Origin of the sequence: Zoogloea sp. (assembly GCF_030157465.1) — a bacterium.
Classification (GTDB): Bacteria; Pseudomonadota; Gammaproteobacteria; order Burkholderiales; family Rhodocyclaceae; genus Zoogloea.
Map to the genome: position 1 here is coordinate 67,868 of NZ_JAOAUU010000167.1, position 15,038 is coordinate 82,905.

General features: G+C 62.7%; 10 protein-coding genes. 4 read left to right on the top strand and 6 right to left on the bottom strand.

The window, feature by feature from the left end; genetic code table 11:
• The first annotated feature begins 7 nt into the window (after positions 1-7).
• Complete coding sequence (locus tag Q1W26_RS20265; protein WP_300444317.1) at positions 8-334, top strand: thiosulfate oxidation carrier complex protein SoxZ; 327 nt, start codon at positions 8-10, stop codon at positions 332-334.
• Here the strand turns inward: Q1W26_RS20265 and Q1W26_RS20270 are convergent.
• The gene (locus tag Q1W26_RS20270; RefSeq protein WP_300444320.1) at positions 321-665 is read right to left on the bottom strand and encodes a YkgJ family cysteine cluster protein; all 345 of its coding nucleotides are present in this window, start codon (positions 663-665) and stop codon (positions 321-323) included. The two genes, Q1W26_RS20265 and Q1W26_RS20270, sit on opposite strands and share 14 nt — an antisense overlap.
• A 270-nt stretch (positions 666-935) precedes the next feature.
• On the opposite strand from Q1W26_RS20270, the gene Q1W26_RS20275 reads away from it, so the two are divergent.
• A complete protein-coding gene (locus Q1W26_RS20275; RefSeq protein WP_300444322.1) occupies positions 936-2,537 on the top strand; it encodes a toll/interleukin-1 receptor domain-containing protein in 1,602 nt (533 codons plus the stop codon).
• A complete protein-coding gene (locus Q1W26_RS20280) occupies positions 2,524-6,843 on the top strand; it encodes an ATP-binding protein (protein ID WP_300444325.1) in 4,320 nt (1,439 codons plus the stop codon). Before Q1W26_RS20275 ends, Q1W26_RS20280 begins: the two co-directional genes overlap by 14 nt.
• A gap of 24 nt (positions 6,844-6,867) precedes the next feature.
• On the opposite strand, the gene Q1W26_RS20285 is transcribed toward Q1W26_RS20280, so the two are convergent.
• From Q1W26_RS20285 to Q1W26_RS20305, 5 genes are all read right to left on the bottom strand, one after another.
• Positions 6,868-8,145, bottom strand: a complete 1,278-nt coding sequence (locus Q1W26_RS20285; RefSeq protein ID WP_300444328.1) for a TolC family protein — start codon at positions 8,143-8,145, stop codon at positions 6,868-6,870.
• Positions 8,142-8,474 carry a DUF3240 family protein gene (locus Q1W26_RS20290; RefSeq protein ID WP_300444331.1) on the bottom strand — a complete coding sequence of 111 codons (333 nt, stop codon included), beginning with the start codon at positions 8,472-8,474 and terminating at the stop codon, positions 8,142-8,144. The genes Q1W26_RS20285 and Q1W26_RS20290 overlap by 4 nt, the downstream gene beginning before the upstream one ends.
• The gene (locus Q1W26_RS20295) at positions 8,471-11,557 is read right to left on the bottom strand and encodes a CusA/CzcA family heavy metal efflux RND transporter (protein ID WP_300444334.1); all 3,087 of its coding nucleotides are present in this window, start codon (positions 11,555-11,557) and stop codon (positions 8,471-8,473) included. The genes Q1W26_RS20290 and Q1W26_RS20295 overlap by 4 nt, the downstream gene beginning before the upstream one ends.
• Before the next feature lie 117 nt (positions 11,558-11,674).
• Entirely contained in the window at positions 11,675-12,778 is a 1,104-nt protein-coding gene (locus Q1W26_RS20300; RefSeq protein WP_300444337.1) for an efflux RND transporter periplasmic adaptor subunit, read from the bottom strand.
• A gap of 100 nt (positions 12,779-12,878) precedes the next feature.
• Positions 12,879-13,799, bottom strand: coding sequence for a bestrophin family protein (locus Q1W26_RS20305; protein WP_300444340.1), 921 nt, complete (start codon positions 13,797-13,799; stop codon positions 12,879-12,881).
• A gap of 272 nt (positions 13,800-14,071) precedes the next feature.
• Here Q1W26_RS20305 and Q1W26_RS20310 point away from each other — a divergent pair, with 272 nt between their 5' ends.
• Positions 14,072-14,668 carry a hypothetical protein gene (locus Q1W26_RS20310; RefSeq protein WP_300444343.1) on the top strand — a complete coding sequence of 199 codons (597 nt, stop codon included), beginning with the start codon at positions 14,072-14,074 and terminating at the stop codon, positions 14,666-14,668.
• Positions 14,669-15,038 lie beyond the last annotated feature (370 nt).

The window sequence follows — 15,038 nt, forward strand, 5'->3', positions numbered from 1 at the left end:
AGTTGCGATGACAAAACCACCCCGTGTCTGGGTCAGCAATGCGAAGCCCGCAAAAGGAGAAATCGTGCGCGTGCGGGCCCAGATCGAGCATTCGATGGAAAGTGGTCTGCGCACGGATCCGGCAGGCCACTTGCGTCCGCGCAACATCATCAGGAAGTTCGAAGCCCGGCTCGGTCAGAACCTGCTCTTCGCGTGGGAGCCGGGGATCAGCATTGCCCAGAACCCCTATATCGAGTTCACCTTTGCCGCCCGGGAAAGCGGGGATCTCGTGATGGTCTGGACAGAAGAAAAGGACGCCTTGCTCGAAGCACGCAAGGCCATTACGGTTTCCTGAAAAGCGGCGGCGGTGCAACAACAGGGTGTGCAATCGGCGCCATGCCGTGGCGTGCGCGGGCCTTGTTGCACTGGCTGTCGCCGGCTTCGACTTCGCGGCAGGGGTGGGGGCGCTCTTCGTAGATCGCGCAGCTCACCTGCTGGCCGATGCTTCCTTCCAGCGCCACGCAATGTGGCTGTGCGCAATTGGTGCCGGCCATGCAGCCGAACCAGCTGTTGACCTGCTCGGTCAGGCCTTCAGGCACACCGCGGGCTTCGGCTTCGGACCAGTAGAAGGACACCCGGAAACTGGCGCAGCAGGCGCCGCAATCGAGGCAGGGGCTGGTGATCATATTTCGGGCGAGATCGGTTTTTCGGTTATTGATTGACGGACCCGATTGGGGCTAAGGACGTCAACCTCTCGACTCCATGTTTTGCCACCGTTGGTTGAGTCAATGGTTGCGGCCAGTTGCCGGACCTATCCGAACGAGCAGCCGCGTGGGCTTATGAGTGTTTGGAGGGTAGCAAAGCGGATGGGCGTGATGGGAAAATTTCTCATTGACTCACGTGCTGACTGTGACTAGAAAAAAGTTATACGCATAAAAGTCAGTGGAGGTCAGAGCGTGCAGATCTTCATCAGTTACGCATGGGACGATAATCCAGAGCTAGTTATGAGAGATCCCAACAGGGAGCGTTGGGTGTGGATCTTTCAAAAGATGCTGGAGTATTCGCTGGGAACCCAGAAGGCCAGGCACTCATGGTCCGTTTGGTTGGACAGGGATCGAATGTCGCCATTCGATCACTTGAAGCAGAGACTGAGCAAGGAACTGGAGAGGAGTCAAATGCTGGTGGTGCTTATGTCGCCCAATTGGCTCGCCTCGAACGATTTTTGCCGTTTCGAACTGGAAGAGTTCCGAAGACATCATGGTGGCACCCCCATCGCCAACAACATTCTGGTTGTTGAAATTGCGGTAACCGACCGCGAGGAAAGAGAACGCCGAGGAATCAAGGTTTTGGGGAGTGAGTTTTTTAAGGACAATCCTGTTGGTGAGGGAAAGATTCGCTATGGCGACCCTCTCCCCGATGTGAGCATCGATAGAGATTATTTTTTGCACATGAATAATCTGGCATTTACGATAAATAAGCAGATCTCGGCGCTTAACGCACAGCCCGCAATGCAGCGTAAAGATAAGGATGAGGAAAGCGAGGAAGGACTAAGAGGAAATGCGGCTGACGATGCGTCGCGGGATAGCATGGCTGAATCGAAGGAGCCGCTCTCAGACGACTCTCGTGCCCAAGCTGGAGCAATGGATAGCGTTCATCCAAAGCCAGTTTTATGGGTGGCGGATTCCGGACCAAGGCACCATCTCCGGCAAAACCTTATTGACGCCGTTGAGCAGGCAGGTTTTCCTATGTTGCTTCCAAGCATCCGCGATTTGCGGGATATGGATGACGAGAGTGCTCGCCGTAATGCCCTGCAGAATGGGATGAAGGATGCGGCATTGCTCGTGCAATGGGTGGATAACGTTGCCGGTGATCCGGCTTTGAGCTTGCCGTATTGGCTGGGACTGCAGCACGAAGAGGCAAGCCTTAGCGCAAAGGCAGGTGGGTGTCCGTTCATGTGCTTCCGGCCGCCGGGTATCGATCTCGATCAGGTTCAGGACGCAAAGCTAAAAGTAATCTTGTCTGGCGCTAGCGAATCCATGCCGGAGGCCGCCCGCGCCGACGTGATCAAACGCCTGGAAGAAATTCAGTACCTTCAAAATAAATTGGGAATGGGCGTTGCGCGTCTCGACGATGATCCGGACTTATTCCCCATATGCGTGAGCTTCGAGGAGAGCGATCGTGAGGTTGCAAAGGAGATTATCAAGCGCTTGGCAGAACTGGAGGTCGAGCCTTCCGGCTATGCGACCACGCAATATGGCGTAATGGACTTCGAGGCGGAGGAGCAGGCCATCAAGACGAGCCGAGGGGTGATTATTATATATAAGGACGCGCCTCTTGCCTGGCTGCACAGGAAGATCAGCAGCGCCCGGAAGCTTAGGGGTCGGCAGCGGCGGGCATGGGGAGCGCTGACCCATTTTTTGCCTACCGCGCAGATCCGAGCTTCCTCTGTTCCAGAGGTGCCGAATATCGAATATCAGGACTGGCGTCAGGGGCCGCGGCCGGACTTGCTTGAAAGCTTCATCAACGCGCTGAGGAGCGAAGGCCATGTCGGGATCTGAGTTCGCCGTCGAAACGTTGCTGGCGGACGCCGATGCCTTGGCGATTGACGTGACAGGGAAAATTGTGGGCCCTGTAGAAACCATGCCCAGTCTGTTCGAGTGGCGTGAGATCGAGGAGCCTTTTCCCGGCCTGCGCCCATTTGAACCCTGGCAAGCCGAAATTTTTTTCGGCCGGGAGGCACATACAAAACGCCTGTTCGAGATTCTGGGGCGTCAGCACTTTCTGGCTGTGATCGGCCCGTCGGGTTCGGGCAAGTCCAGCTTGGTGCGCGCCGGCCTGCTCCCCCAATTGCCTGGTGGCCGTTTGGGAACTGGCAGCAGTTGGCGGGTTGCGATCATGAAACCGGGAACTGCCCCGCTGAGAAACCTGGCCCGCGCGCTGCTCCAGCCGGACGCCTTGGGGCAGCGCCTGATGGATGTGCGGGAAGATATTCCCAAGGATGCCCAGACCCTCGAAGTTGCATTGCTCGAAGCCCGATTGAGACAGGGACCGCTTAGTCTGGTGGATGTTGCGGCCGCTGCCCAAGCGAATTTTAATGGGGACGATAACCTGCTGGTATTAGTGGATCAGTTCGAGGAACTCTTCACATATATTGGCGCTGAAGGCAAGGATAAAAGTGAAGATGCATTGAACGATGCCGAGATTTTTGTCAATTTATTGCTTGCCGCGCGAGCCGATCCTGAAGCACGGCTTTTCGTTGTACTTACAATGCGCACCGATTTTCTAGGGCAATGCACACGCTTTCTCGATCTCCCTGATGCCATTAACCGCGCGCAATACCTGACCCCGCGCTTGTCCCGTGAAGAGATCCGGCAAGTCATCGAAAAGCCCTTGGAATATTTTGGCGGCGGGATCGACCCCGGCCTGACTGTAAGGCTCATCAATGGACTGGCAAAAAATCCCGACGATCAGCTACCCATACTCCAGCATGCGTTGAATCGCATGTGGACCTTGGCGATCGAACGTGAAAGATCGGAGACACCCCATATCGGCGTGGAGGACTATAAAGGCGCGGGAGAAATGAAGCTCGCGCTGAATTCGCATGCCGACGCGGTTTTGAGGGAATTGGGAGACGGAAACGATCCGGACCTGGGCTTGAACCCTAAGCAGGAAATCGTTAAGCGGCTTTTTGTTGCGCTCACCGAGCAACGCCGGGCTGACGAAGGGGGGCAGACAGTGCGTCGCCCCCAGTCCCTCGCATGCATCGCCAAATGGGCGGAATGCGACGTGGCCGATCTGGTTCCGGCGATAAAAGCCTATTCTGCTCCGCAGGTGAGTTTTCTTAAAATCGATTACGCGCTTAATTACGCGCATCTCGACGAGAACGCCATTGTCGATATTTCCCACGAAGCGTTGATCCGTCAGTGGTCGCGTTTGAGTGGATGGGTTGCCGAAGAGGCGGAGCGCGCCGAGGGTTTTCGGCGGCTGCTGGCTCGAGCCAACGAAATGGAGTCCGAGGCCTTTGGTGCCGCTTTGCTCACTGCGACGAGTTTGAGTCGCGCGCAGGAGTGGTTGAATGGTGGTGCGAGGCCTGAAAACTGGAGGCCGTCGGATAAGTGGGTGGCTCGCTATCTCTCGGTGGACGACCCGTCGGAGGCTAGATCGGCATTTGAACGTGTGAAGAGCTATGTACGCGAAAGTGCCAGAATCGTTGAAAGCCGCAATAGTAGAAGGACGCGGCTTTTCTGGGGCGGAGTAGTATTTTTAGTGTGCCTGTGTGTGATTTTTGGGTCGTTATATCGGCGGAGCTTGAACGCAGAGGAAGAAACTCGTTCGGTGTTGGCGCAGACGCTTTGGTTTCCTATCGAGTTTGAGAAAGGACAACTCACCAGAAAAGGAAAGGACGCGATGTTGGCGGTTGCGCGGGCGTCCAACGACGTGACTGATGTCTTTTTGAAAGTGGCACGTGATGACGAAACATATGCTGAGCGTTTCTTCCATGCGCCGGCGCTGATGCTGTCAGCGACCATCGGTATCAGCCCCACGGCTCGAGATGGGTTTCTTGCTGCGCCCGTGACAGGCGGAGGCAGTATGTCGCAGATGCGTGATCTTGCGATGGCGATCGCCAGGTTTGCGTTGGAGGATGGTGATCGAAGCGATCAGGAGAAAACAGATGACCTGGCGAATGCCATTGCGAGTTTCCAGATCAAGGATACGTTCATCGATGGCCGTGCAATTGCCGAATCGATGAGGGATTTGGCCGGCATGGCTTCCGCTGGTCGGGTCGTGCAGTTGAGGGAGGCGGTGACGCGGCGTATCGAAGCGGCAGGCACTGCGGATGAGCGCTGGCCGTGGATCACGGTTTTGGTCGGGTTACGGGACAGCGATAAGAATTTAGCCGTGTTGTTCAAACGTCTTATGAAGGCAAGGGATGAGCCCTTGGCGGGTGAAAAGGAGGATTCGGCTCCCAGCATTCGTAGTAGATTTTCATTGTTTTCGTTCGACGATGATAGAGATGTGAGAAATAGAAAGGAGATGATCGATGGCTGGCTGCGTACAATTGTTCAGAGCATGAAGCCGGTGGATGCGCTTGCGCTATGGAAAGAATTTACCGATACCCCGGTCTCCGAGCTGGCAATGGGCCAGTTGAGCATGTTGCCGGATATCTCCGATCGTTTGCCGGAAGATCAGATAGTGCCGGCAATGGAAAAAATGGTTGCGATGTTTATGGATGCTGTGGATCGCGGCATAAAAGACAAGGCCGGCGAATCAGAAAAACAATTCGACGTGGCTAAACGTCTTGATCTTCCTGAGTCGACTACCCTTAATAAGCTCATCGAAAGAATCACTGTTGGGCAGGCTCTCCCCACGGCTCAGCGGATAGTGGCGCGTGCGTCGATGCGGCCGGATAAGTTAACTTCGGAAGCTGCGGCGTTTCCCCTTCGGGCATTGGCACGCAAGCTAAGTAATGCTGAGGAAGCACTGGAATATTACAGGTACTTGAAAAAAATTAACTGGGCAGACGATTTATCGGTCGCTTTTGGCAAGAAAACCAAGAGTAGAAGGGAGTCCACTTCTGATGCGGTGGAAGAGCTTTTCCCGGGGACGGTCGCCGCCTACGAAAAGGTGACGGCTGGTGCGGGCAGAAGCCCGTCAGGAGGCGCTGGCAAGGGGGGGGGGCGCGCCGAGGCGTCCATAGGGGTCAATGAAGCGATTGAAAGAATAAATGCAAGCGTTGATCCGAGCGTTCTTAGCGGGCATTCAGTTGAACTGAGTGGCGCGATAGATCGGCTGCCGTCCACGGAGATGGGCAGTTGGTTGGACACGCTATTAAGCAAGTGGACCGAATCGACAGACACGGATCAGCGAGAGGCGTTCGCAGCCGGAATCGTCAGAGTTTTAGATCGGTTGAAAGGGCAGGAGCCGCCGGATCTGGAGCGAAAACTGTTCGGGTTTCTTAAAGAGGCGCGGGCAGGATCGAGTTCGGATCGAGCCCGGCTAAGAAGCATTCTGGACATCTATTTGCGCCAGCAAGCTGATGTGGCGGACTCACGGTTGCAGGAAGTCCATGCCAATGTGGTCGAATTGCTGGGCGTAGCGGATGTCGAGGCGTCGAAACGGCTTATGGAGCGAGCAAGAAAATTATCCGACCGCTTTTCTGCACCCATGCGTCAGACGGTCGCCGAGTCCTTGGTGTCGAAGCTCTTGACCGTAGAGAAGGTTAATGAGCCAGAGAGAACGGGCTTTTTTCAACCACCTCAGAGGGCTCGATTGACTGCCGGTTTAAACGCAATCGCGGACGTCGTAACGGATTTGCTTCCGCAACTCGACAGTAAAGCGCAGCGAGCGTTACGCACGCGTTTGTTAGAGGGGATACTCGTCGACGATCCGGGTCGTGCCCGCCTGATTGCGGAGACTGTGCGAAAGTCACTGAATGCTGGCTTGACGGTTGAGGCACTTGCCGGGAAAAAACCGGAAGCGCGTTTTCTCTGTGAGCAGCAGTCTCCTGCTCCGGAAGCGAAGGCGGAGTGTATGTGGCTGGCTGATGCAGCCCTGGCCCATCTGAAAAGCGCCAAATATGCCCACTCGGCGGAGGCATTGGTGGATTTGGCGCGCGGCGGCTTGAAGGCGCAAGACGCAACCGCGGACGTGGCCGGGAAGTTGTTCGAATTGATGAAGTATCCCGTACCTCGGCAAAAGCAGACTGCGGATGTTGTGCGCAATGTTTTTAAAGCCGAGGGCGCGCCTGCTGCAGAGGCAGGGCAATGGGTTTTGATCGATTGGGCCAAGAAGAAATACTCGAAGATTGATTTCGACAGCCCGGCTCCCTCTTATATTCCGCTACCTGTGACGCCTACCCAATAAAGGGCGGATGCAGGGTATGGGCGCTCAATGGTGGTTGTGTTCCCCATGCTCGTCATCATCCATGTCCACAGGCCACAGCTGGTGGGCGTCGAGCAGGAGGCGGTAACGGGCTTCGCTGGCGTCCAGCCCGGCGAGGCGCGCGGCGAGGCGGGCGTCGTGGGCGAGGCGGCGGGCGGCGAGGGTTTCGGCGAGGGTGCCTTCGCCCAGTTGCCAGGCACGCTCGGTGAGGTCGGCGCTCTTGCCAAGGGCATCGGCGGCGGCTTGCTGGCTTTGCCAGCCGGTGTGAGCGGCGGTGGCACGGCGGTGCAGGGCGGCGGCTTCGGCTTCGACCCGGCGCAGCACGCCGGCTTCGCGCCATGACGCGGCTTCGGCCACGGCGACGGCCGCGTCGGCATCGGCGCGTCGACCGGCGCCGGACAGGGGCACGCTCAGGCTGAGGCCGAGGATGCGCTCTTCGCCGTCCCGGTCGCGGGCCATGTGCGCGCCGAGGGTGGGGTCGGGGCGTCGTTCGGCATCGGCCCGGCTGGCGCCGATGCGGGCGCGGGCGCTTTCGGCGCGGGCGACGCCGAGTTCATGGTTGTGTTCGAGGATGGCCCTGATCCACATGGCGGCGTCGGCATCGACGGCGACCGGCGCGCTTTCGGGCACGTCGGCCGGGAGGCTGAGGGCGGGATACATGCGGCGCAGGGATTCGGCTGCAACCTGGGCACGGCCCGTGGCCTGGGCCAGCTGGCCTTCGGCCTGGGCGAGGGCCGCGTCGGCCTGCAGGTTTTCGAGGCGCGGGGCATCGCCCAGTTCGACCCGGCGTTTCACCACCCGCGCCTGGCGGGCAAGGATGTCGCGCTGGATGCGCCATTGGGCGGCGCTGGCCAGTTCGCGGCGCCAGTCGAACCAGTTGCCCAGCAGCGCGCGGCTGGTTTCGTGCAGGGCGTCACCCCGGCTGATCCTGGCGCCGGCCACGCCGGCCGCGCCCAGCTGGCGGTCGAGCTCGCTTTTGCCGGGCAGGCGCAGGGCGCGCTCGACGCCCACGTTCCATTCGTTATAGCGACCGTCCGGCGTGGCGCGCACGCGGCGCTGCTGGTCGGTGAGGCGCACGGTCCATTCGTGGGTGCCGGCGGCGAGGCGTCGGGCGCGGGCTTCTTCGGCTTCGATCTGCGAGCCGGCGGCGCGCACCATCGGGCTGCCAAGCAGGGCTTCGAGCACCTGGGCTTTGGGCGGCAGGTCGGGGGCGTCGGCAGGGCTTTGCGCCAAAGCGTGGAGCGGCAGCGTGGCCAGCAGCAGGGCAAGCAGGCGGCGCTTCATGCGAGTCTCCCGCTGGCGAGGGCCGGCACCATCCAGAAGAACACCCGGCTGGTGGCGAATCTGGCTTTCAGGATGTCGAGCAGGGCGTTGGCGTCGGTCAGGGGCACGACGAGCTGAACCCGGCAGCAGGCAGCGCGGCCGCGCACGTGTTCGGAGGTGCCGATGAAGGTGATCCGCTGGCCCTGGCCTTCAACTTTCTGGCTGGTGAAGCCGGGGGCGAGTTCGGGGTGTTCGAGCAGGGTTTCGAGCAGCGCTTCTTCCACGTCGACGGGCATGACGAGGGTCAGGACGACGTCGGGCAGGGTGCAGGACGGGGTGTCGGGCTTCATTTGACGGTGGCCTCGGGAGCAGCGGGGGCGATGCCGAAGCGGCGGTACAGCAGCGGCAGCAGCAGAAGGGTGAGGGCAGTGGCGCTGAGCAGCCCGCCGATGACGACCACGGCCAGCGGGCGCTGGACCTCGGAGCCGGGGCCGGTGGCGAAGAGCAGCGGCACGAGGCCCAGGGCGGCGATGCTGGCGGTCATCATCACCGGGCGCAGGCGGCGCTTGGCGCCTTCGACGACGACTTCGCCGATGGGCATGCCGCGGGCGTGGAGCTGGTTGAAGTAGCTCACCATCACCACGCCGTTGAGCACCGCGATGCCGAGCAGCGCGATGAAGCCGACCGAGGCCGGCACCGACAGGTATTCGCCGGAAACGGCCAGCGCAAACACGCCGCCGACCATCGCGAAAGGCACCATTGCCAGCACCAGCAGGGCCTGGCGTACCGAGCCGAAGGTGGAAAACAGCAGCACGAAGATCAGCCCGAGGGCGATGGGCACCACGACGCCGAGGCGGGCCGCGGCGCGCTGCTGGTTTTCAAATTGGCCGCCCCAGGCGATGCGGTAGCCTGCGGGCAGCGGCACCTTGGCGGCAACCGCGGCCTTGGCTTCCTCGACGAAGCCGACGAGGTCGCGGTCGCGCACGTTGGACTGGATCACCGAGTAGCGCTGGGCGTTTTCGCGGTCGACCTTGACCGGGCCGTCGACGCGCTCGATTCTGGCCACGCTGGACAGTGCCAGGCTGTGGCCGTCGGCCGTGGTGATGCGCAGCGCGGCAAAGGCGTCCGGGTCGCGTTGCAGATCGGCCGGGCCGCGGATCAGCAGCGGCACCCGGCGGGTCGATTCGATCACCGTGCCGGCCACGCGGCCTTCGAGCAGGCTCCTGAGCGCGTTCTGCACGTCTTCGACATTGAGGCCCACGCGGCCGGCTGCCAGTCGATCCACCTGGATCTTGAGGTATTGCACGCCTTCGTTGCGGATGGTGATGGTGTCCTCGGCGCCGGGCACGGCCTTCACCACGCCTTCGATCTGGGTGGCGAGGTGGTTGAGGGTGTTGAGATCGGGCCCGTAGAGCTTGATGGCCAGATCGCCGCGCACGCCGGTGAGCATTTCCGAGACGCGCATGTCGATGGGCTGGGTGAAGGTGAGCGCAATGCCGGGGAAGTTTTCCATCACCGCGCGCAGCTGGTCGGTGAGCCAGTCCTTGTCGGGCTTGCGCCATTCGTCGCGGGGTTTGAGGACGAGGAAGGTGTCGGTCTGGTTGAGGCCCATCGGGTCGAGGCCGAGCTCGTCGGAGCCGGATCGGGCGACGATGGCCTTGACTTCGGGCACGGCCTTCATCACGGCCTGCTGCACGCGCAGATCGACGGCGATGGTCTGGGCGAGGCTGATCGAGGGCAGCTTTTCGAGCTGCATGATGATGTCGCCTTCGTCCATGGTCGGCATGAAGGCCTTGCCGAGGCTGAGGTAGGCGCCGCCGGCGGCAAGCAGCGACACGCCGGCCAGGGCCACCATCAATTTGCCGCGGGCCAGGGCGAAGTCGAGGAGCGGGGCGTAGCCGGCCTGCAGCTTGCGAACCAGCCAGGGCTCGTGGGCGTCGCCGCGCTTGAGCAGGAAGGACGCCAGCACCGGCACCACGGTGAGCGACAGGATCAGCGAGGCGGACAGCGCGAAGACGATGGTCAGGGCGACCGGGCCGAACATCTTGCCTTCCAGGCCCTCGAGGGTGAGCAGCGGCAGGAACACGATGACGATGATCAGGATGCCCGAGGCCACCGGCGAGGCCACTTCGCGGGTGGCGCGAAAGACCAGGTGCAGCAGCGGCTGGCGGGACGCGGCGCCGCCTTCGGCGAGCTGGGTTTCGACGTTTTCGATCACCACCACCGCCGCATCCACCAGCATGCCGATGGCGATGGCGAGGCCGCCGAGGCTCATCAGGTTGGCCGACAGGCCGACGGCCCGCATCGCGATGAAGGTGGCCAGCGCGGCCAGCGGCAGCATCAGCGCCACGACCAGCGCGGCCCTCAGGTTGCCCAGGAAGGCGAGCAGCAGCACCACCACCAGCACGATGGCTTCGATGAGCGCCTTGGATACGGTGTGCACCGCGCGGCCGACGAGTTCGCTGCGGTCGTAGAAGGCCACCACCTTGACGTCCGGCGGCAGTTGCGGGGCGAGTTCGGCGAGACGTGCCTTGACGCCGGCTATCACCTTGCCGGCATTGGCGCCGCGCAGGCCGAGCACCAGGCCTTCGACCGCTTCGGCCTCGCCGCTGCGGGTCACTGCGCCGTAGCGGGTGAGGGCGCCGATGCGCACGGTGGACACGTCGCCCACGCGCACCACGCCGCCGTTCTGGCTGCGCAGCACAATGGCGCGCACGTCGTCGAGGTTGCGGATGGCGCCTTCGGCGCGCACCAGCAGGGTTTCCTCGCCTTCGCTGAGGCGGCCGGCGCCGTCGTTGCGGTTGTTGGCTTCGAGCGCGGCCTGGAGCGTGGCGAGGGTCAGGCCGCGGGCGGCCAGGGCGGCCGGATCGGGCACGATTTCAAAGCTGCGGACTTCGCCGCCGAGGCTGTTCACGTCGGCCACGCCGGCCACGGTGCGCAGCGCCGGACGGATTGTCCAGTCGAGCAGGGTGCGCTTGTCCTCGAGGGAGATCGGCCCTTCGATGGTGAACATGAACATCTCGCCCAGTGGCGTGGTGATCGGCGCGAGGCCGCCCGTGGCGCCCGGCGGCAGGTTGCCCATCACGCCGGCGAGGCGCTCGCCCACCTGCTGGCGGGCCCAGTAGATGTCGGTGCCGTCATCGAAATCGAGGGTGACGTCGGCCAGCGCGTACTTGGACGTGGAACGCAGGATGCGCTGGTGCGGAATGCCTAGCATCTCCTGTTCGATCGGCACGGTGATGCGCGATTCGACTTCCTCCGGCGTCATCCCCGGTGCCTTGATGATCAGCTTGACCTGGGTGGTGGAGACATCGGGGAAGGCGTCGATGGGCAGGCCGTTCCAGGCGGTGACGCCGGCGCCGATCAAGAGCAGCGTGGCAACCAGCACCAGCAGGCGCTGGGTGAGGGAAAACTCGATCAGGCGGGAAAGCATTTGGGTGGTGATGAGTCAGGTGAGAGGTGAGGGTGTCCGCGGCAGGTGCGCGGGCAGGGGCCACGGGGTGGCGGAGCGGTCTGGTGTGGCCCTGCGGCTCCGCGCACCTTGGGGCGCTTACTCCTTGCCGATACCCAGCCAGCTGGCCTTGAGTGCCGAGACGCCGGCCGTGGCCACCGTGGCGTCCGCCGGGATGCCCGAGACGACGGAGGCCTCGCCGGTGCGGCCGATGATGTTGACCGCCGTGGCGCGGTAGCCGGTGGCGGTGCCGGCCCGGGCTGCGACGAAGACCCAGGTCTTGTTCTCGTGACGCAGGATGGCGCTGCCGGGCACCTGTACCGTGGTTTCGGTTGCGTTGCCCAATGCGAGGTCGACGGAGGTGGCCTGGCCGGGGCGCAGGGCCTCGGCGCCTTGGGTGACGAGGCCGCGCAGCAGCACGCTCTGGCTGGCCGGATCGACGGCGCGACCCACCGCGATCAGCCTGCCGCTGGCGCCGGCCGAGGCAATGGTGAGCGGTGTGCCGACCTTGGCCCGGGCGGCGATGGCCAGCGGCGCCTGGATCTCCACCGACAGCGGATCGAGCCGGGCGATGCGGTACAGCGGCGCGGATTGCTCGACGCGCTGGCCCACGCTCACGTGCTGTTCGAGCACGTTGCCGGCGATCGGCGCCACGAGGGAGAGGGTTTGCCCGCCGCTGTGCTGGGCGAGGGCGAGTTCCTGACGGCGCTCGGTGGCCTGGGCGGCGCTCTGGGCTGCGTTGGCGCGGCTTGCCTGCAGGCGCGATTCGGCGATCAGGCCTTCGCGAAAGAGTTGTTCGTCACGGCCGAGGCTCTGGCGGGCGAGGGTCGCCTGGGAGTCGGCCTGGATGCGGTCGCGCTGCAGTTCGAGCGCCTGCGGGCTGGAGATGCGGGCGAGTACCTCGCCCTTTTTCACGCTCATGCCGGGGGCGGTTTCCAGGCTTTCGACCACCCCGGCCAGCGGCGCTGCGATCACCCGCACCTGGCTGTTGGGAATGCCGACCGTGGCAGGCAGCCCGGATGCCGAGGTGCCGCCGCCCGGCACGACGCGCTGGACGACGATGCCGAGGGCCTGGCCCTGGGTGTTGGAGATGGCGACGAAGGCCGGATCGGCGGCGATGGCCCCGTGGGCGCCGGCCAGCAGGGCGAGCGCGGGCAGCAGGCGGCGGACGTGGGGACGACGGGCGGTGGGCTGCGGCGACATGTGGGCTCCGGCATGGGACAAGATGGCATTGTCCCTGATGCTTCTTAATGTTTTCTTAAGCGTCGCACGGAACTTACCGGTACGAGGCAGGGGGGCGGTGCTACATCAGCACGAAATTTTGCGGCTTGAGCGGCTCGGGCCGGTTCTCCAGGCCGCGGTATTCGGCCAGGTCGATCTCGATGACCCGGGTGATGGCATCCAGCGGAAGGTCGTTCTGGGCGGTGCCGAAGGGCTCCTCCAGCTCGTCGCCAAGGGCGTCCAGCCCGAAGAAGGTATAGGCCACCAGCGCCGTCAGCAGCGGCGTGGCGTGGCCGAGGGAGTGGACCAGGCCCAGGGGCAGCAGCACGCAGAAGATGTGGGCGGTGCGGTGCAGCAGCAGGGTGTAGGCGAAGGGCAGGGCCGTGTAGCGGATGCGTTCGCAGGCGCCCTGGATGGCGGTGAGCTGGTTGATGTGCTCGGCCATGGCGCAATAGGTGACCGAATCCAGCCGGCCGGCCTGGCGGGCCTGAAGCAGCAGGGCGGTGACGAGGCGCAGGATGCTGTCCGGGATGTTGTGGCCAGCCTTGATGGCGGTGATCTCGGCGGGCGCGAGTTCGGCCTTTGCCGCCTCGACGATGGGCCGGTCGCGCAGGCGGGCGGTCAGGGCCTTGGTGAAGGCGGTGCACAGGCGGAGCACGTCCTTGCGTTGCTGCTTTCCTTCTGCGTCGGTTTCCAGCAACTGGCTGTCGCGGGCCAGGCAGCGCAGCACAACCAGCAGGTTGCCGTAGTGCTTGCGGGCCTCCCACCAGCGGTCGTAGCAGGCGTTGTTGCGAAAACCGAGAAACAGCGACAGGGACAGGCCGAGGAAGGTGAAGGGGCCGGTAGCGAAATCGGGAAAACGTGGCCCGATGAGATCGGCCAGCAGGGTGACGAGGGTGGCGACCGCGGTGACGAAAAGCACCTGGGGCAGGATCAGCGGAATGATGGAGCCCTTCCAGATAAAGAAGAGCTCCCGCATGCGCGGGCGGGGACGGACGATCATTGTGGGGCGCAGGAATATGGAAGGCCGGGAGCGGCGGGGGCTTACTTTAGCAGGGGCCGGCCGGGCTGCACCAATCCGGGCGCTGACGTGCCTCGGCGGATGATTTTCAGCGCGATATGCGCAAGCTTCGGTCACATAACCCGAATTGAGTGATATGCACGACGCTAACATGGTTATTCGTCCGCAATTTTCTGGCATGCTGCAATGCTGATTCGCTGCCTGCAGCGAGCCCGCTGCCGCTTTTCCTTCAATCCGTTACGGAGAGATGTCTCATGAGCACTCGAATGGCCCCCAAAATCCTCGTTCCGCTGCTGTTAACGATCGCCTCCAGCCTGGCCGGTGCAGCCTGTGTGCCGGTGGTCGGCACGGTTCGGCTGACGCCCGATTTCGCCTGTACGATCAACCAGCCGGGCGTTGCCGAAGGCGCTGCCGCCGGCCTGTTTTCGGCTCAATTGGGCGAGTGTTTCTCGGTCAAGCTGAACCTGGCCGGTTTTCCGGTGGCAACGGGCTACGCCGGCCTGACCAACGAATACCTCGTCGGAGCCGCGGGCATGACCCAGACGCCGGCTGCGATTCCTCAGGGTGCCATGGACCCCCGGCCGCGCCAGATCGTGCAGACCGCGCGCAGCGCGATCACGCTGGGGTCCGGTTCGCGCAAAACCACCATCTACAGCACCGACGTGATCGTGACGCTGCCGGTGTTGGCCCCGACCGGTCAGGTGGTGGGTGCCAAAACCATGACGGAGCAACTGGTCATTTCGGGCACCGACAAGCAGGGCGCCTTTGCCAACGTGACCGGCGTGCTGCACGTGATCGGCAGCAGCCTCGGGCAGGCTGCCCCGGTGGCGGGCCAGATCTGCATGCCCTGATCGGGCAGGCCTTCCGCCAAGCACACATCCAACGCCCCGCAAGGGGCGTTGGTGTTTTCAGGGAGAGATAAAAAGGCGATGTTCGCGTTAAGTGTGCAATCACGGTCACTGGCGGGTCCGCCGGGCTTTGAGGGTCTTGCCTGTCGGTGCGAAAGCACCCTCCCGCTTTTGGGCTCGCTGGTAATTCGTTCGAGCTCGAACCGTTGAGGCTTTACGTGACGGTTTTCCCGTGTTTTGAGTGACGTTGGCCGGGTCTCGCCCCGGCGGGCGACCTTCTTCTTTGTTGTACGACAAAGAAGAAGGCAAGAAAACGTACCCCGCTGCCGCGCCCCCTTCGGGGGTTCCCGCCCACGGTCGGATTTGCACATCC

Coding starts and splice junctions, on each gene's coding strand:
- Q1W26_RS20295 (WP_300444334.1), bottom strand. CDS start 11,557: ATGCTTTCCCGCCTGATCGAGTTTTCCCTCACCCAGCGCCTGCTGGTG.
- Q1W26_RS20290 (WP_300444331.1), bottom strand. CDS start 8,474: ATGAAGCCCGACACCCCGTCCTGCACCCTGCCCGACGTCGTCCTGACC.
- Q1W26_RS20300 (WP_300444337.1), bottom strand. CDS start 12,778: ATGTCGCCGCAGCCCACCGCCCGTCGTCCCCACGTCCGCCGCCTGCTG.
- Q1W26_RS20265 (WP_300444317.1), top strand. CDS start 8: ATGACAAAACCACCCCGTGTCTGGGTCAGCAATGCGAAGCCCGCAAAA.
- Q1W26_RS20305 (WP_300444340.1), bottom strand. CDS start 13,799: ATGATCGTCCGTCCCCGCCCGCGCATGCGGGAGCTCTTCTTTATCTGG.
- Q1W26_RS20270 (WP_300444320.1), bottom strand. CDS start 665: ATGATCACCAGCCCCTGCCTCGATTGCGGCGCCTGCTGCGCCAGTTTC.
- Q1W26_RS20280 (WP_300444325.1), top strand. CDS start 2,524: ATGTCGGGATCTGAGTTCGCCGTCGAAACGTTGCTGGCGGACGCCGAT.
- Q1W26_RS20285 (WP_300444328.1), bottom strand. CDS start 8,145: ATGAAGCGCCGCCTGCTTGCCCTGCTGCTGGCCACGCTGCCGCTCCAC.
- Q1W26_RS20310 (WP_300444343.1), top strand. CDS start 14,072: ATGAGCACTCGAATGGCCCCCAAAATCCTCGTTCCGCTGCTGTTAACG.